13 protein-coding genes are annotated in these 17,359 nt (G+C 70.7%); 5 read left to right on the top strand and 8 right to left on the bottom strand.

The window, feature by feature from the left end; translation table 11 throughout:
• Positions 1-96: 96 nt before the first annotated feature.
• Both WME73_RS24730 and WME73_RS24725 read right to left on the bottom strand, forming a co-directional pair.
• The gene (locus tag WME73_RS24730) at positions 97-1,371 is read right to left on the bottom strand and encodes a DUF1501 domain-containing protein (RefSeq protein ID WP_437747832.1); all 1,275 of its coding nucleotides are present in this window, start codon (positions 1,369-1,371) and stop codon (positions 97-99) included.
• 8 nt (positions 1,372-1,379) lie between these two features.
• Positions 1,380-3,722, bottom strand: a complete 2,343-nt coding sequence (locus tag WME73_RS24725; protein ID WP_437917278.1) for a DUF1588 domain-containing protein — start codon at positions 3,720-3,722, stop codon at positions 1,380-1,382.
• A 428-nt stretch (positions 3,723-4,150) separates the two neighbouring features.
• On the opposite strand from WME73_RS24725, the gene WME73_RS24720 reads away from it, so the two are divergent.
• The gene (locus tag WME73_RS24720) at positions 4,151-5,452 is read left to right on the top strand and encodes a sigma 54-interacting transcriptional regulator (RefSeq protein ID WP_437917277.1); all 1,302 of its coding nucleotides are present in this window, start codon (positions 4,151-4,153) and stop codon (positions 5,450-5,452) included.
• A gap of 48 nt (positions 5,453-5,500) precedes the next feature.
• Here WME73_RS24720 and WME73_RS24715 read toward each other — a convergent pair whose 3' ends face one another.
• The 3 genes from WME73_RS24715 to WME73_RS24705 all read right to left on the bottom strand — a co-directional run bounded on the left by WME73_RS24715 (position 5,501) and on the right by WME73_RS24705 (position 8,527).
• Positions 5,501-6,184, bottom strand: a complete 684-nt coding sequence (locus WME73_RS24715) for a hypothetical protein (protein WP_437917276.1) — start codon at positions 6,182-6,184, stop codon at positions 5,501-5,503.
• A 68-nt stretch (positions 6,185-6,252) separates the two neighbouring features.
• A complete protein-coding gene (locus WME73_RS24710; RefSeq protein ID WP_437917274.1) occupies positions 6,253-7,401 on the bottom strand; it encodes a GNAT family N-acetyltransferase in 1,149 nt (382 codons plus the stop codon).
• Positions 7,391-8,527, bottom strand: coding sequence for a quinone-dependent dihydroorotate dehydrogenase (locus WME73_RS24705; RefSeq protein ID WP_437917273.1), 1,137 nt, complete (start codon positions 8,525-8,527; stop codon positions 7,391-7,393). Before WME73_RS24705 ends, WME73_RS24710 begins: the two co-directional genes overlap by 11 nt.
• Before the next feature lie 285 nt (positions 8,528-8,812).
• Between WME73_RS24705 and WME73_RS24700 the strand changes: the two genes are divergently transcribed.
• Positions 8,813-10,105, top strand: a complete 1,293-nt coding sequence (locus tag WME73_RS24700) for a M18 family aminopeptidase (protein ID WP_437917428.1) — start codon at positions 8,813-8,815, stop codon at positions 10,103-10,105.
• A gap of 214 nt (positions 10,106-10,319) precedes the next feature.
• On the opposite strand, the gene WME73_RS24695 is transcribed toward WME73_RS24700, so the two are convergent.
• On the bottom strand, positions 10,320-11,372 hold the full coding sequence (locus WME73_RS24695) for an agmatinase family protein (protein ID WP_437873694.1): 1,053 nt from the start codon (positions 11,370-11,372) through the stop codon (positions 10,320-10,322).
• Between the two features lie 459 nt (positions 11,373-11,831).
• Between WME73_RS24695 and WME73_RS24690 the strand changes: the two genes are divergently transcribed.
• Positions 11,832-12,776, top strand: a complete 945-nt coding sequence (locus WME73_RS24690; RefSeq protein WP_437917272.1) for a fatty acid desaturase family protein — start codon at positions 11,832-11,834, stop codon at positions 12,774-12,776.
• Positions 12,777-13,017: 241 nt separating this feature from the next.
• On the opposite strand, the gene WME73_RS24685 is transcribed toward WME73_RS24690, so the two are convergent.
• Together WME73_RS24685 and serC are read right to left on the bottom strand one after the other, a co-directional pair.
• Positions 13,018-13,338, bottom strand: a complete 321-nt coding sequence (locus tag WME73_RS24685; RefSeq protein ID WP_044965509.1) for a KGG domain-containing protein — start codon at positions 13,336-13,338, stop codon at positions 13,018-13,020.
• 546 nt (positions 13,339-13,884) lie between these two features.
• On the bottom strand, positions 13,885-14,970 hold the full coding sequence (gene serC / locus WME73_RS24680) for a 3-phosphoserine/phosphohydroxythreonine transaminase (protein ID WP_437917271.1): 1,086 nt from the start codon (positions 14,968-14,970) through the stop codon (positions 13,885-13,887).
• 193 nt (positions 14,971-15,163) lie between these two features.
• Between serC and WME73_RS24675 the strand changes: the two genes are divergently transcribed.
• Both WME73_RS24675 and WME73_RS24670 read left to right on the top strand, forming a co-directional pair.
• Entirely contained in the window at positions 15,164-16,150 is a 987-nt protein-coding gene (locus WME73_RS24675) for a ferritin-like domain-containing protein (protein ID WP_437917270.1), read from the top strand.
• 14 nt (positions 16,151-16,164) lie between these two features.
• Positions 16,165-17,331, top strand: coding sequence for a 1-aminocyclopropane-1-carboxylate deaminase/D-cysteine desulfhydrase (locus WME73_RS24670; RefSeq protein ID WP_437917269.1), 1,167 nt, complete (start codon positions 16,165-16,167; stop codon positions 17,329-17,331).
• Positions 17,332-17,359: the final 28 nt, after the last annotated feature.

The raw sequence follows: 17,359 nt of genomic DNA, 5'->3' as shown, positions 1-17,359 counted from the left end.
GGCAATCCCGTCTCCTCGCCCGCCGGCTCCGATGATGTCACCCGCGCCGCAGTCGATGATGTCGATGGCGGCGCGGCGCGCCGCCCGCGGGCCACATCACCCGAAGATGGGCAGGTCTTCTTCCTCGGAGAGCGGGAATCGCTCCACGAGCGGATCGTCCGCGATCCCCGCCAGCTTGCGCAGCGCCTTGTGGATGTGCCCCGGCTTGAGCCGGACGCCGCCCTCCTTGGGCGCGAGCGTGACCGGATCGACGTCGAGCGGGTTGTGCCGGTCGTCCGTCGCGCCGATCACCCGGTTCCCCGCGATGCCTGCGCCGGCCAGGATCATGCTGGTGATGTTCCAGTGGTCCTTGCCGTTGCCCTCGTTGTAGCCCGGAGTCCGCCCGAAGTCCGAGCCCACGACGATGACGATCCGGTCCGCGATGCCCTGCTCCTCCGCGGCGGTCAGGATGAAGTCGATCCCGTCGCAGATCTGGTCGAGCCGCGGGATGTGGTTGTCGTCGTGGTTCCCGTGCGTGTCGAACCCGCCCACTGACAGGTTGGCGCTCACGCAGATGCCGGCGCGGTAGGCCGCGAGCGCGACCTGCGCTTGCCGCCGCAGCGAGGCGCTCTCGAACTCCGCGGGCAGGTACTGGATGAGCTGCTTGAGCTCGTTCTGCCCGACGCGCGACGTGAAGAGCGTGCTCATCGCCTGCTTGACGTGGGGCAGCCGCTGCTGCTCGAGCTTCGCCGCGTGCCGCGCCTGCCGCGCCTCCAGGATCCGCGTCATCGTGGCGTCGGTGTGGTACTGCTCGCGGTTCTCTTCGTTCCCCGGATCGATCCTGTTCGGATAGGCGAGCCGCTGCAGGAGGCCGGTGTCGGGTATGCGGGTGACGGCCACGACGTTCGCCGTCGTGTCGTAGCCGCCGTTGCTGATGAACCCCATCGGCAGCGCGCCGCCGTGGACGCCGGCCACGAGCGCCGCGAAGCCGGGTTTGCCCTCGCGGAGCGTGCCGCACCACGTGTTGCGGACGCCGGCGTCGTGGCTGTTCGTCCCGGTGTCGATGCCGTTGATGACGAGCAGCTTGCTGTAGTGCTTCTTGAAGAACGCGTCGTTGCCGCCGACCGGCGCGTACTTGAGATTGCCGGCGGTCCCGATCGCCTCGTGCAGGTAGCTGCGGTTCATCGCTTCCCGCGTCTGCTGCTCCGCGGCGCTCATCGCGCCCTTGGGATCGCAGAGGCTCGTCGGGTCCCAGCCGCCGCTCGCGTGGATGTGGACCCAGAGCGGGCCCGCGTAGGGGCCGGCCGCGGCGGCGTCCCTCGACAGCACGCCCGCTGCGACGACGCCGAGGCCCGCCATAGATGCCAGTTTGAGGAAATCTCGACGTTCCATGGCTGCTCCTACTGATAAAGAAACCTGAAGTCCGAAAGGAGATAGGTCATGACGCTCATCCACGCGCGGACCGTGTAGTTCTCGTCGCGCGTGAGCTTCTCTTCGTCGGGGAGCCCCTCTCGAGTCCAGTAGTCGTTGTGCACCTGGCACGGGCCGGGCAGCGACCTCGAGAGCCGGCCCTCCTCGCCCTCCGGCTTCGCCATGCCCGCCTTGCCCTCCTCCCACGTCTCGAGGAAGACCTTGTATGTTCGCTCGATCTCGGGATCACCGAGCTCGAGCGACTCGCCGAGCACCCGCTTGTGCAGGTACTGGATGTTCTGCTTGATCCCCTCGACGGCCGGCAGCACGTCGAAATCGTTCGTGTCCCGCGGCTCGAACGTCGTCTCGATGTACGGGAAGAGGAGCCGCTCCTCCTGCGGGAGGTAGAGGTCGCGCGGCACCGCGATGCAGGCCATCTCGTTCGCCATCCGGTCGGCGATGTTGGCCATGATCCCGTTCGGCTCCGTGATCCGCTGGATCACGTCCTGCGAGTCGATGCCGCCGTACAGCATGCGGTAGGCGTCGCGCCGGAGCAGGAAGTCGTAGCGATTGCCGTCGTCCTCGAACGCCCGCGGGCGCCACGGATACCCCGTCACCGCCCAGATCTTCCGGTGCAGCTGCTCGGGCCCGAGGAAACGCGTGCCGCCGAGCTGCGTGAGCGCCTCGCCCCGAGACGCCTGCGCCACGTTGCGCGCCCGGAAATAGGGGCTCTTGACGATGGCCTTGACGACCGTCTTCAGGTTGTAGCCGCTGTCGGCGAAGTCGTGCGCCATCGTGTTGAACGCGTGGTACTGGGCGAGGTACGCCCGGAACTTGGCGTTGAACTCCGGATCGTCGTTGGTCGGCGCGGCGAGCGGCTGTTGCCCGGTGAGGCCGGTGTACATCGTATAGACCGCCGAGAGCGCGAAGCGGGGGTCGTCGGCGACGCGCTTCGCCACCCACGAGAGCGCGGTCGGGAACTCGCTGAAAGGCACCGACTCGGCGCCGAAGCCCGGCGGCCGCATGTCCTCGTACCAGGTGTCGTCCTCCTTGTACCGGCCCGCGGAGTCGAAGCTGTGGAACCCGCCTGACAGCGGGTCCAGGGCGGCGTGGCAGACGGTGCACGCCGCGTTGTTCATCGTCGGGTTGAAGTCGGTGATCTTCGTCTGATCGAGCGGCTGCTCGGCCGTCTTCAGGATGTCGGTGCCGAGGAAGAACTGATAGACCATCCTCGCGCGGTGGCGGTTCCTGTTGGTGTTCGTCGTCGGGTGCCTGGACAGGAAGACGGGGGAGGTGAGCACGCCGGCGAGCGGGATCGGATCGCGCTTCGCCGGGACGAACTCGTCCGGATCCGCGTCGTTCTTGAACTCGGCCGTCACGCCGTACGCCTTGGCGGAGAAGGGGCTCACGACCGTGTAGTCGGCGGTGAGGACCTCCTTGAAGGACCTGTCGTTCCGCACGATGTAAGCGATGAGCTCGAGCGGCTCCCTCCCGACGGCCCGGTTCGTCCAGCTCTTCAGCTTGTTGGCGACGTCCTCCAGGTCCCGCGCGCCGTATCTCGTGACCAGCGCCGGATCCTGCGGGAGGCTGTTGTACCACTTCGGATCGTACGCGTCGCTCCGGAGCAGATCGACGGCCTCCTCGCCGTTCAGGTAACGGTCGGTGAGGAAGAGATCGTTGTAGATCTCCTTCAGCCGCACATAGAACGTCTCCTCCGTGAGCATCTGGTCAAGGATCGGATCCAGCGCGGCCATGCCGCTCTGCGCGACGGCCTCCTCCTCGGCCTCGGTCGGCAGGCGCCCGGCGAGCTCGAGGCCCGCCGTGCGGAGCGTCTCCCCGGGCCCGCTCATCACCACGCCGGCGAAGGACGCGTTGACGTCCGTCTCGCAGGACGACGGCTCCTTCGTGCGCTCCACCATCGCCCGGAGCGCCTCGACCTCGGCGCTGTCCGAGGCGAGGACCTGGCCGCCGCCGTGCTCGATGGCCTTCGTCGGCTTGAGGAGGACGTACGACTCGCCGCCGAGCTCGAGCCCGGCGAGCGACTTGAACGTCGCGAGGTTCTTGTCGAGGAACCCCGCCTCGCTGCTCCCGGCGAGGATCAGCTTGGATTCCGCCGCCTGCCCCTGCGGGTTATGGCAGCCGATGCACTTCGTCGAGAGGATGGGGACCCACACCTTCTCGGCGAAGAATTGCTCGTCGGAGATGCACGGGCCGTCGGCCTCGCTGCTGCAACCGGTGGACACGGACGCGAGCGCGCTCGCGCCCGCGGAGAGCCCCAGGAGCCCCAGGGCCGTCGCGGCGCGCTTCCGGAGTAACCATCCTATTCTCGGCATAAGCATCCTCGCCGGGAGCGCTCGTGCGACTCCCACGTTGAGGGGACCGGGAGAGCGGAGCCCCGAATCGCGTTGAAAGAAAACACACCGACAGCCCCTATCGCAGGGCGCATCCACCCCGCGATGGCCGGGTCCTCGTTCATCGACCATCGACACCCGATGAGGCGAGCCGGAGGAACGCCCGCTTCATCGCTTGCGTAGACCACGTACTCTAACCTCTCGAGGGCCTCTCCCGCTATGCGCTCAGCACATCGCTTGATCAGAATTTCTCGTTGTTCCCTCTAGTAGTTGTGAAGTTTTTCGACGAGAGGCTGCGGCTCCTCCGGAAGCCACGTACCCGGTGCGCCCAGGTGGGCGCTTCCCACCCGTGGGCGCGCGGGGCGTGCGTGGATGTGGTCAAGACCAGGGAAATCGAATAACCGTTGGATATGAGCTCGACGAGGGATGCGACCCGCGCTCGCGCGGTTCAGTGGTTTGTTCGCGGCGGCACGCTGCGATCGGCGGGCCGGGATCCCGTCAAGATCGGCATCGCGCCGATCGTGGTGGGGCGCGATCCGAGCTGCGGTGTGGTGGTCGACGATCCGGAGGTCAGCTCGACGCATTGCGATCTTCGCGCGGAGGGGCCGGGCGTGCTCGTCCGCGATCTCGGCAGCAAGAATGGGACGTTCGTGTCGACGGTCCGCATCCGCGAGGCGATCTTGACGGCCGCGTGCGCCATCCAGGTCGGCGGCTCGGTGCTGAGCTTCGAGCCGCTCGACAAGGAGCGCGTCGACGTCGGCTTCGACGAGAGCTTCGGCCCGCTGATCGGCGCCTCGCCGCGGATGCGCCACCTGTTCCGCCTGCTGCGCGAGGTGGCCTCGACGGAGCTCTCGCTGCTGATCACCGGGGAGACGGGCACGGGCAAGGAGCTCGCGGCGCAGGCCATCCATGACGTCTCGAGCCGGCGCGGCAACCCGTTCGTCGTCGTCGACTGCGCCTCGCTGCCGGGCGCGCTCGCCGAGAGCTTCCTCTTCGGGCACGAGCGCGGCGCCTTCCCAGGGGCGAACGAGCGGAGGAGCGGCGCGTTTCACGAGGCGAACGGCGGGACGATCTTCCTCGACGAGCTGGGCGAGCTGCCGCCCGATCTCCAGCCGAAGCTGCTGCGCGCGCTCACCGAGCAGAAGGTGAAGCGCGTCGGGTCGCGCATCTACGAGCCCGTCGACGTGCGGATCATCGCGGCGACGCGCCGCGACCTCGGCCGCAGCATGAACACCGGGCGCTTCCGGAGCGATCTCTTCTTCCGGATCGCCCAGATGCGCATCGAGCTGCCGCCGCTCCGCGAGCGGCGGGAGGACATCCCGCTGCTCGTCGAGCGCGTCTGCGAGCGCCTGGGGTGCCCCGAGCGCGCCGTGGAGATGGTCAATCTCATCACCACCACGCTCGGCCAGCACGATTTCCCCGGCAACGTCCGCGAGCTCATGAACGTCACCAGCGTGGCCGCGAGCCTGCCGCCCGGCGCCGAGGCGATCGCCTCGATCCTGCCGCTGGAGGGCGGCGGCGACGTGGTCGTGCCGACGTCGGCGTTCGGCGAGGCGAAGCGGAGCGCCGTCGCGGCGTTCGAGCAGCGTTACTTCAGCGAGCTGATCCGCGCGACGAGCGGCAACGTCAGCGAGATGGCGCGCCGCGCGGGCATGGAGCGCCACCACGTGCGGATGTTCTTGAGGAAGCACGGGCTCACCGCGAAGCAGTGAGGGCCCGGAGCGGCGAGGGCGCGGAGCGGCGAGGGCGCCGAGCGTGTCCTAGGCGCCGCCTGCGCCGCCGCTGCCGCCCGCGCCGCCGCTGCCGGTCGGGTCGCCGCCCGCGCCGCCGCCGCCGGTCGGGTCGCCGCCCGCGCCGCCGCCGCCGGTCGGGTCGCCGCCCGCGCCGCTGCTCGTCGTGGCCGCGGCCGTGGTCGTGGCCGGGTCCCCGCCGCAGCGCTCCACGCCGCTGCAATCCGCGCAGGAGCACCCCTCGAAGTACTCCGCGCACGAGCCGTTGTCCGTGCAGTGATCCGTGCACCGCGGGGTGCTCGTGCAGTCGGGGCAGGTGCAATCCTCGTTGGCGTTGCACCCCTCGTTGTCGTTGCACCCGCGCCTCGGGCTGCAGGCCGCGACGGTGCCCGCGCAGTCCTGGCAGGTGCAATCCTCGCCGTCGGGGGCGTCTGGCCGCATGTCGCAGGCGCCGTCGTCGTTGCAGCGGTCGAGGCAGCTCGCCGTGTCGGAGCAGTCGGGGCAGCTGCAGCTCTCGGGGACCTGGGCGAGGATCGTACACCGCCCATCCGGGCTGCCGCCGAAGCAGCCGAAGCCGAGCGAGCCGCCGGCGCCGGCGACCGTGGCCGCCGTCGCCGTCGAGGTCGTGTCGGTCGCTTCATTGCTCGAGCAGCCGCCGCTCGCGGCGAGCCCGAAGACGATGGAGGAGGCGAGGAGTGCAAGAAAGGCGCGCATGTCTGGCAGCATCCCTCTCCAGCGCGCGTCACGTCAACACCGCATGTCGCGCTGCACCAGGAAGGCGCTCAGCGGAATGCCACGCTCCTGTCCGCCGTCTTCGCGAGGACGGCCGCGCGCTCGCGCACGAGGAACTCGCGCACCGCGGCGTCCAGGCGTGGATGCGCGATGTGGTGCGCGCTGTGGGTGACGCTCGGTGCGAAGCCGCGAACGAGCTTGTGCGACCCTCCTGCGCCCGGCTCGAAGCGGCGCAGTCCCCGGGCGATGCAATCCTCGACCGGGTGATAATAGCAGACGTTGAAATGCAGGAACGGGCGCTCCTCCGACGCGCCCCAGTAACGGCCGTAGAGCGTCGTGGGCCCGGCGAGGTTGAGCGCGCCCGCGATGGGGCGTTTGCCTTCCCGCGCCAGGACGATCTCGACGCCTCCCTGGGCCCCGCCGCCGCGCAGCCGGGCCGCGATCTCCTCGAAGAAGGCGCGGTTCAGGTACTGCCGGCCCCAGGCGAACTTCTCCACGGTGGAGACGTAGAAGCCGAACATGGCATCGACGATCTCCGGCGTGATCTCCGCGCCGCGCAGCGTATCGATCGACAGCCCCTGCCTCGTGGACTCGCGCATCTCGCGCCGGATCTGGTGCCGCCGCTTCGCGTTGAAGCGCGCGAGGAAGTCGTCGAGCGTCCGATACCCCTCGTTCTCGAACTGGAACTGGACGCCGCAGCGGTGCGCCATGGCGGCGTCGGAGAGGGCGGCGGCCTCGTCCTCGGTCGGGAACAGGACGTGGGCGCTCGAGATGCGGCTCCGCGCGACCAGCTTGCGGAGCGTCTCGGCGAGGACGGGCAGCAGCGCCGGGCGGTCCTCCGGCCGGCGCACGAGCAGCCGCGGCGTCGTCGCGGGGGTGAACGGCACCGCGACGACGAGCTTCGGGTAATACGGCGCGCCGATCTGGTGAGACGCAGAGGCCCAGCCGTGATCGAAGACGAACTCTCCCTCGCTGTTGTCCTTGAGGTAGGCGGGCGCCGCGGCGAGCAGCGCCCCCTCGGCCCGGAGCGTGATGTGGTGGGGCAGCCAGCCCGCCGCCTCGCCCACGCACCCCGTCCGCTCGAGCGCGTCGAACCACGCCCAGGTGAGGAACGGCGCCTCGCTCACCCCGTGCAGCGCGTTCCACTCGCTCTCCGGGATCTCGCGGATGGTGTCGTGGACGTGCGCTTCAAGCTCCATGGCCGATCATAGCAGCGCGCGTCGCGCCGCCTGGCCGGCTCACGAGGTCCTGGATCGACCGCGCGCCGGAGCGGGCCACGAGGTCCGACAGCCCGCGCGCGATCGCGGCGGGGAGGAGGGGGCCGCCGTAGATGAAGCCGGTATAGATCTGCACGAGGTCGGCGCCCGCCTGGAGCTGGTCCATCGCGTGCTCCGCCGACTCGATGCCTCCGGCGCCGATCACCGTGACGCCGCTCCCGAGGCGCGCGCGGATGCGCCGCACCATCGCGAGCGAGCGCTGCCGGAGGGGCGGGCCGCTCAGCCCGCCCGCGCCCATCGCCTCGACGGCCGCCGGGCTCGTCGCGAGCCCGTCGCGCCGCACGGTCGTGTTGGTCGCGATGACGCCGGCGAGGCCGACCTCCTCGACCACGGCGAGCAGCGCCTCGAGCTCCTCGTCGCCGAGGTCCGGGGCGACCTTGATGAGCAGCGGCAGCGGCGTCCCGGCGGCGCGGTTCTCCCGCGCGATCGCGGAGAGCAGCGCCCGCGCGATCGCCGGGCCCTGCATCGCGCGGAGGTCCTTCGTGTTCGGCGACGACACGTTGATCACGACGAAGTCGGCCGCGCGCCGCGCCTCCCGGAAGCTCGCGAGGTAGTCGTCGATCGCGGGCTCGATGGGATCGAGCGGCGCGACCCTGGACTTGCCGATCGAGATGCCCACCGGCACGCCCACGGCCGCCGCGCCGCCGCGGCCGAGCAGGCGCTCCGTGACGCGGGCCGCGCCCTGGTTCGGGAACCCGAGCCGGTTGATGAGCGCCCGGTCGGCCGGCAGCCGGAAGAGGTTCGGCGACGGGTTCGCGGCCTGGGGCTGCGCCGTGACGGTGCCGAGCTCGACGAAGCCGAACCCGAGGGCGGCGAGCGCGCGGGCCCGGCGGGCGTCCTTGTCGAAGCCGCCCGCCACGCCGAGCGGGGAAGGGAAGTCGAGCCCCATGGTGCGCACCGCGATGCGCCCATCCCGGGGCGCGAGGCGGGCGTGCACGAGGGCGCGCAGCGGCGCTGCGTGCTCGAGCGGGGCGAGCGCGAGCATGCCGAGCTCGTGCGCGAGGCTGGGCGGCAGCGCGAAGAGGAGCGGTCGGACGAGGCGGTACATCGGGGCGCGTCTCCGTTGCGGGTTGCGGCGCGCTGCGTCGGAGGAGGTCCTGCGAGCCGCGCGGTGGTGGCGGATACCATGGCGCACCGGCCGCGTGGGCCGCCATCTCGGCATCGGCGAGCGCGCGGAGGCGCGTTCGCACGCACGGAGGCGCGCGCCGGGCGAGGCTCGGCGGCTCTGCTAGACTCCGCGCCCTCCATGACGCCCCTCGAGATCCTCGATCGCACAGGCGATCCCAGGCCACTGACCGACCTTGGCGAGCGCTTCGCGAGGAGCGCGGACGAGATGGCGGCGCTGCGCGAGCGCGGCGTCGCGGCCGCCCGCGACCTCTGCGCGTTCATCGATCGCTCGCCGACGCCGTACCACGCCGTGCGCGAGGTCGCCTCGCGGCTCGTGGCGGCCGGCTTCTCGGAGCTCGGGGAGCGCGACGCGTGGGCGGTCGCTCCGGGCGATCGCCGCTTCGTCATCCGGGGCGGGTCGACGATCGTCGCGTTCGTGGTCGGGGCCGAGCTCCCGGCGCTCGGCGGCTTTCGCGTCATCGGCGCGCACACCGACTCGCCGAACTTCCGGGTGAAGCCGAGCGCCGAGCTCTCGCGGAGCGGCTACCAGCAGCTCGGGGTCGAGGTCTACGGCGGCGTCCTGTACTCGACCTGGCTCGACCGCGATCTCAGCGTGGCCGGCCGCGTCCACGTGCGCAGGGACGGGCGGATCGAGCGCCTCCTCGTCGACCTGGGCCGCCCGGTCGCCCGCGTCCCGAACCTCGCGATCCACCTGAACCGCGGGGTCAACTCCGAGGGGCTCGTGCTGAACGCGCAGAAGCACCTCGTCCCCGTGATCGGCCTGGGCAAGGAGGCCGATCTCAACGCCCTGCTCGCGCGCGCGGTCGACGCGCCGCGCGACGCCATCCTCGGCTTCGATCTCTGCCTGTACGACACGCTCAAGGCGTCGCTCGGCGGCCTCTCCGACGAGTTCATCTTCGCGTCCCGCCTGGACAACCTCGCGAGCTGTCACGCCGCGACGGCCGCGCTGATCGGCGCCGCTCCTTCCGCGGCGACGCGGGTCATCGCGCTCTACGACCACGAGGAGTGCGGCAGCCGGAGCGCCGTGGGGGCGGCGGGGAGCGTGCTCCGCGACGTGCTCGCGCGGATCGTCGACGTCTACCCGGGGCGCGAGCCGCAGGCGTTCGCCCGCGCGATGGCCGGGTCGCTGCTCGTCTCGGCGGACATGGCCCACGCGGTGCACCCGAACTATGCCGATCAGCACGAGCCGCGCCACGCCCCGCAGATCAACCGCGGGCTCGTGATCAAGTCGAACGTGAACCAGTCCTATGCGACCGACGGCGCGACGGCCGCCGCCCTCGAGGCGCTCTGTCACGACGTGGGCTACGCCCCCCAGCGCTTCGTCGTGCGCAGCGATCTCCCCTGCGGCAGCACGATCGGCCCGATCACGGCGGCCTCGCTCGGCATCGCCACGGTCGACGTTGGCGCGCCGATGCTCAGCATGCACTCCTGCCGCGAGATGGCCGGCACCCTAGACGTCCACCTCGCGATCGAGACCTACCGCCGCGCGCTTTCTTGAGGCTTGAGGCGGGCACCCGCGGCGGATACGGGCCCACCTCGGCGTTTTCGGTGCTCAGCGTACGAGAGTACGCTTCCGCGCCGAAAACGCCGATCTGGGCCCGTCTCCTGTGCGGGTGCCCGCCGCGATCGCCTCGTTGGGGGAGAGTGCGCGCGTGCGCGCGGAAGAGGGCGGGATGGGGCCGCCTTCTGCGGGGGGCGACGCGCTCGCTTCGTTAACGGCTGCGGGTGTCGTGGGAGAGGAGGGTGAAGCCGATGAGCTTGTAGAGGAGGCGGGCGCCGACGTTGCCGTCCCAGTCGTCGCTGTCGTCCTTGGGCGCGACCTCGTTCAGGTCGAAGCCGACGATGCGCCGGCCGCTCTTCTGGATGCGGCCGATCAGGGCGACGGCTTGCTGGAACGTCAGCCCGCCGGGGACAGGCGTGCCGGTGCTCGGACACAGCGTCGGATCGAGGCCGTCGATATCGAAGCTCACATAGACGTCGTCGGGGAGATCCTCCACGATCGAGTCGGCGATCAGGTGGAACGGCTCCCCCTCGAAGAGCCGATCGGCGATCGAGGCGTCGATGTGGGCGACGATGCGCCCGTTCGACTCGCGGATGAACCGGAGCTCGTCTTCGCTCATGTCACGCAGCCCGACCTGGACGATCCGCGGGATCTTCGGGTGGTTCGTCGCGACGTTGTGCATGATCGAAGCGTGGGAGTCGGTGAATCCCTCGTACGCGTTGCGGAGATCGGCATGCGCGTCGATGTGCAGGATCCCCATTCCCGGGTAACGCGCGGCGTGCGCCGCGATCGCGCCGTAGGGGGAGGAGTGATCGCCGCCGATGACGCCGACGAGCTTGCCTCGCTCCATCCATCGCATGGCGATCTCCGTGACGCGCTCGTTCAGCCGGCGGGAGAGCGCGTTGACCGCCGCGAGGCGCGCCTCCAGGTCCCGGTCGCCAGCGACCTCCCCGTGCGCCGCGATCACCGGCTCGGCCGCGGCGCACGCCTCCGCGTTCCAGCGCACGATGTCCGGATCGACGTCGAGCATCGCGATGCCCTGCTCGTACGGTCTGCCCGTGTGCAGGTCGAAGAGGTCGACCTGCCGGCTGGCCCGCAGGATCGCCCCCGGGCCCTTGGCGGCGCCGCGGCGGTAGGACACCGTCGGCTCCCACGGCACCGGGACGAGGACCACCCGGGCGTCCTCGGCAGTGTGTGGCAGCCCGTAAATCCCGTTTCCGATGGCGGGACCGTTCGGATCGAAGCCGAGAGGGGATGAGCTCACGGGGCCACGTTGGCGGTTCGCGACCAGGTCGTCAAGCGCGAGCCGCCTCCGGCCCAGCGCACGCCGGAGCGCGCCGGAGCGCGCCGGAGTGCGCCGCCGCACGTGCCGCCGAGCACCGGCGCAGCGGCTTCCTCACCGGCACACCGGCGCAGCGGCTTCCTCACCGGCGCACCGGCGCAGCGGCTTCCTCACCGGCACACCGGCGCAGCGGCTCCCACGCCTGCACACCGGCGCGAGGTGCGTAGAGACGATCGCACCGAGCGTGAGACATCGGCGTGAAACACGGATGTCGGGTGGGGATGGCGCGGAGCGCTCGTCGGAATGCAACTTCGGGCTTCCAGCTGCGACGAAATGCGCTAGGAAGAGCGCCGAGAAGATGGGCCGCTGCGCCCGTCCGGGCCGGTCAGCGCTGCCGGTCGGTTCGGCGCGTGGTCCTGGTAGTAGACGCGAAGAACAGCCATGCTCCGGTACCGCGCCGATATCAAGACACTCCTCTTCGTCGCGACGTATTTCGTGCTCGTGGCGGTGCAATGGGTCTACGCGCCGCGCGCGCTATGGCTCGCGATTCCGCTCCTCGCCACGACGTGCGTGTTCTCGTTCCTCGGAGCGGTCGCGACCCACAACGCGGTCCATTGCCCCGTGTTCCGGCGGCGATGGCTGAACCGCGCGTTCCAGGTCGCGCTCACGCTCACCTACGGGCACCCCGTCAGCGCCTACGTCCCGGGCCACAACCTCAGCCATCACAAGTACACGCAGTCCCGGCGTGACGTGATGCGGACGACGAAGGTGCGCTATCGGTGGAACCTGCTGAACGGCCTCTTTTTCATGAGCCGCGTGGTCCGGGACATCCTACCCGCCGACATGCGCTACTTCAAGGCGATGTACCGGCGGAACCCGCCGTGGTTCCGTCAGATGCTCCTCGAGTCGGCGGTGTTCCTCGGCGCGATGGGGGCCCTGCTCGCGCTCGACTGGCAGAAGTTCCTCCTCTACGTCCTGATCCCCCATCAGTACGCCGCGTGGGGGATCGTGACCATGAACTACCTCCAGCACGACGGCTGCGACGAGGACAGCGAGTACAACCACTCGCGCAACTTCGTCGGCCGGCTGGTCAACTGGTGGACGTACAACAACGGCTTCCACTCCATCCATCACATGGAGCCCGGCCTCCACTGGAGCCTCCTGCCGGCGGCGCACGCGAGGCGCGTGGCGCCCTTCATCCACCCGGGCCTCGACCAGCCGTCGCTCCTCGCCTACCTCTTCCGCAGCTTCGTCTGGCCTGGCAAGCGCCTGCGCTACGACGGCGCCCCGGTCGTGCTCCCGCCGGAGGAGCCCGACGAGGAATGGATCCCTGGCCCGAAGGAGACGCCCAGCGACGTCTCGCTGGGCGCGATCGCGCCCGGCTGACCCGCCGGCTCCTGCCCCGCGCTGGAGGCTCGGCGCCGCTCTCCTGGGGCGGCGCGCCGGGCGCTTGGCCGAGATGTGCGGGGGGGGGGCCACGCCGGCGCGGCGCGCGCGGTCCTGTGGCGCCTGGAGACCTCCCGAGAGGCACCTCGCGGTGACGACCGGGAGGCCAGGGTCGTGGCCGTCGCGAGGGGGTAGGGGGCTGGCCCGGCGCCGGGGGCGCCGGGCCCTGCGCATCCCCCGGTCAGCGCGGCTGATTCTCCCGCGGCTGGTCTCCCCGCGACTCGCCGCCACGACGGCCGATCTCGGCCATGTGCTGGCGATCGCCGCTCACGGCCTCGCCGCCTTTGCGGCCGATCTCGGCCATGTGGGCCCGGTCCTGGCTCACGCGCTCGCCGCCACGGCGACCGATCTCGGCCATGTGCTTGCGGTTCTGGCTGACGACCTCGCCGCCCTTCTTGCCGGCGGCGCGCGCCTCGTCGCGCGTGAACTCGTGCGCCGTGCCCTTCTCGTGGGCTGCCTTCCCGCCCTTGCTGGCGATCTTGCGCTGACGGTCCTCGTCCATGGCGGCGAAGCCACGCTGCTGCCGCTCGTTGGCAGCCCGCTGCGACGCTGACGAAGGCGGGGGTTCGCTCGGCGAGGCCCCTCTCTCCTCCTGGCCCTCCTCACTCCTGGAAATCATACGATCATCCATGCTCGCCATCATCCTCTCCTTACGGTTGGCTCGCTCGATTCAGGTCTCCGAACGGGGCCTGCGAGCCGGTAAAGGACGGCGTTCCCCCCGTCCCCTCCCGGGCCGGTCGAGACCGGCGATGGCCGCTCTCTTCCGGTGCTGGTCGGGGAGCGGCCTTCGCCGTCCCCTCCCGGTGCTGGTCGGGGAGCGGCTTTCGCCGTCCCCTTCCAGTGCTGGTCGGGGAGCGGCGTTCACCGCCTCCCTCCCAGCTGCGGAAAGGCCGACAGACCCTTTCCGCGAAGGCCTGTTGTGCCGGGCGGAACAACGTCAAGCGGGCTGAAGGTTGGGACGCGACGAATTAGGGGGAGGCTCACCGAGCGTGTTTTGGAAACAGCCGCGAACCTGGAAATACCGAGAACGTCGTGCTCCCGCCGCGAGTCAAGCCCTCTTGGCGAAATCCCGCATGAACGCCGTGAGGCGCTCTACCGATGCAACGGGTACTGCGTTGTAGATCGAAACCCGGATACCCCCGGTCGACCTGTGTCCGGCGAGCCCCACCATACCCTCCTTTGCGGCCTCGGCGACGAAGCGTTTTTCCATCTCCTCGCTGGCCAGCCGGAACACCACGTTCATGAACGAGCGGCTCTCCTTCTCGACCGGCGCCCGGAAGACGTCCGGGTGCGCGTCGATGGTTTCGTACAGCAGCTCACCCTTCTTGCGATTCCGTCGCTCGACCTCCTCGAGCCCACCGATCTCAAGCGTATACGCGAGCACGTTGCGCATGAGGTAGATTGCGAATGTCGGAGGTGTGTTGTAGAGCGAGTTGTTGGCAGCGTAAGTGGCATAACGGAAAATGGCGGGAATGTCTTTTCGCGCGCTGTCAACGAGATCCTTGCGGGCGAGCACGACCGTGATCCCGCTCGGTCCGATGTTCTTCTGGGCACCGGCGTAAACCAGGGCAAACCTGGAGATATCCATCTTCCGCCACAGGATGTCAGACGACATATCCGCGACGAGCGGCACGTCGCCCGTATCGGGCAGCCAGTGCCACTGCGTGCCGAACAGCGTGTTGTTCGTCGTCATGTGGACGTAGGCGGCGTTCGGATCGAGGGAGAGCTCTCCCTGGTCGGGGATGCGGGTGTACCGCTTGTCGACGGCGGTGCTCCCGGCCACGCGCACCGTCCCGACGCGCTTCGCCTCCTCCAGGGCCTTCTCCGACCAGCCGCCGGTCAGGATGTAGTCGGCGCTCCTGCCGGGCGGCAGGAGGTTCATCGGCACGACCGCGAACTGCATGGCCGCGCCGCCCTGCATGAACAGCACGTGGTAGTCGTCCGACAGGCCGAGCAGCTGCCGGAGCAGCGAGATCGCCTCGTTGTGCACCGCCTCGAACGCCTTGCCGCGGTGGCTGTGCTCCATGATCGACATGCCCGTCCCCTCGAAATCGAGGAGCTCGCGCTGCGCGCGCTCGAGGGCGGGGAGGGGGAGCCCGGCAGGGCCGGCGTTGAAGTTGTGGACACGCGCCATGGTGCTTCTCCTGAGGTTCAAGTCGGCGGTTCCTGATGCCGCCGTGTCGGCCGTATACCACGGGGGGCGCCGCCTCCGCCGGACGGGCCGAGCAGGAGCGCCGCCGCGGCGGATCGCGCCGCGCCGGGCCCTTCGCCTCGGACCTGCCCGCGGCCGCGATCTGGGCTAAATTCACCGCACCGGAGGGCGAGTGATGCTGGTGACCCGCGAAGAGATGGCGTTCGATTTCCAGGGCGCCAGGCTCGATCCCGTCAAGGACAGGGACGTGATCGTCTGGGCCGTGCAGCAGTTCCTCTACGGGGAGATCACCGGCGTCCAGATTGGGCACTGGCTCTACAACGCCCCCGACCTGGAGTCCGCGCGCTTCCTCGCGCGCCAGGCCGTCGAGGAGTTCCAGCACGTCGGCAACTTCCTCCGCATCCTCGAGATCCTGGGCGCGCCGCCGGACAAGGCCGCCTGGAGCGTGCGCTTCCTCGCGACCGGGCTGATGGGCGGGGACTGGGCCGAGCACGTCGCCCTCGAGATGGCCCTCGGCGAGGGGCTCGTACTCCAGGCCTTCTACGCGATGATCGAGACCGTGGATGAGCCGGAGATCGTCGCCATCCTGAAGCGCGGCGTACGGCAGGAAGAGCGGCACGTCGACTTCGGCGAGCAGCAGACGAGGAAGGCCATCGCGGGCAGGCCGGCGCTCCGGAGGCGGCTGCTCGGCCTCGCGCTGGTGTCGCTCTGGGGCGTGTCGCGGCTCGAGGCGTTCATGAAGAAGCGCCTGCCGATGGACCACCCGGCGCTCAAGCGCCTGCCCGATCTGGTGCGCCACACGGTGCGGATCGCGGAGCTCCGGCTCATGCGGATCGGCCTGACCGAGGCGCCGATCTCGTCGATGTCGTCCGGCCGCAAGCTCGCGCTGGTGGCGGAGGCGTACGGGGGCAAGCTCGCGCTCGGCCTCGCGTCGTGGGTGCTCTCGGTGCTGCTCTTCCCGCTCCGGCTGCTCGGCCTCGCGGGGCCGAAGCGGCTGACGGACACCTACCTGAGCGATCCCCTGGTCGCGCGCGGCGGCCGCCTCGGCGCTGGCGCGGAAGCTGGCGCGGAAGCTGGCACGGAAGACGACCCCGGCGGCGCCGGTGAGCAGGCGAGCCCGGGCGGCGGGCAGGCGGGGCACGGCGCGGCGGCGCGCGCCTGAACGCGAGGTGGAGCGTGGCTGACGGCGAGGACGAGGAGCGAGCCACCCGCGCCGGGGCGACCGGCGCGGCGGGGCCTCCCGGGGCGCGCGCTGCCCTCTCGCCCGCGTTGCCCGCGTCGCGGGAGCTGCCGCTCTTCGCCGAGCTGCCCGAGCTCTCGGGGCAGGTCCCGTGGCGCCCCCTCGCGCACGCGCCGACGCCGGTCGTCCCGTGCGCCGCGATCGAGGGGTACCTCGGGCGCGGCGGCGTCTGGGTGAAGCGCGACGATCTGATCTCGCCGCTCTACGGCGGCAACAAGGTGCGTCGCTTCGAGTTCCTGCTCGCCGACGCGGAGCGGCGCGGCGCGAGGACGCTCGTCACCGTCGGCGGGCTGGCGTCGACGCAGGTCACCGCCACGGCCCTCTTCGGCCGCGCGCTCGGCTTCGCCGTCACCGCGGTCCTGTTCGATCAGCCGATCACCCGGTTCGGCCGCGGCGCGCTCCTCGCCGACGCGGCCAGCGGCGCCGAGCTCGTCCACGGCGGCGGCTACGCGACCACTGCGGTCCGGGCGATCCGGGCGCTGCGCCGGGCCGACCGGCCGTATTTCATCCTGCCAGGCGCCTCGTCCGCCCTCCCGTGCCTCGGCTACGTCGACGCGATGCTCGAGCTCGCGGAGCAGGTCCAGCGCGGCGAGGTCCCCCGGCCCGATCGCATCGTCGTCCCCTCGGGGACGGGCGGCACGCTGGCGGGGCTCACGCTGGGCGCCGCGGTGCTCGGCTGGCCGACCACGATCGTCGGTGTTCGCATCACCGAGCGCATCGCGTCGAACCGCGCCGTCGTCCGGTACGAGATCGGCAGCATGAAGCGCCTGCTCGCCCGGCGCGCGCCGCGCTTCACCCGGCGTCGGCTCCCGCCGGTCCGCTTCGAGATCGATCACCGCGCGATCGGCCCCGGGTACGGCATGCCGACCCCCGCGTCCATCGCCGCGATCCCCGAGGTGGAGCGGCTGATCGGCGTGCCGGGGGAGGTCACGTACAGCGCGAAGGCGCTCGCCGCGCTGCGCGGGATCGCGCAGGAGCGCCCGCGGGAGACGATCCTCCTCTGGCAGACGCTCTCGAGCGCGCGACCGCCGCTCGCGGAGGGCGGAGCGGCGGCGCTCCCGCCGGCGTTCGCGCGGTTCTTCGACGGGGAGATCGCGTACTGAGGGCGCGGCGCGTGGTCGACGCGCCGCG

It is taken from the genome of Sorangium sp. So ce302 (assembly GCF_051530145.1).
In the GTDB taxonomy this organism is placed as follows: Bacteria; Myxococcota_A; Polyangia; order Polyangiales; family Polyangiaceae; genus Sorangium; species Sorangium cellulosum_B.
The sequence above is the reverse complement of the archived record's forward strand: the minus strand, read 5'-3'. Positions and strand labels throughout refer to the sequence as shown.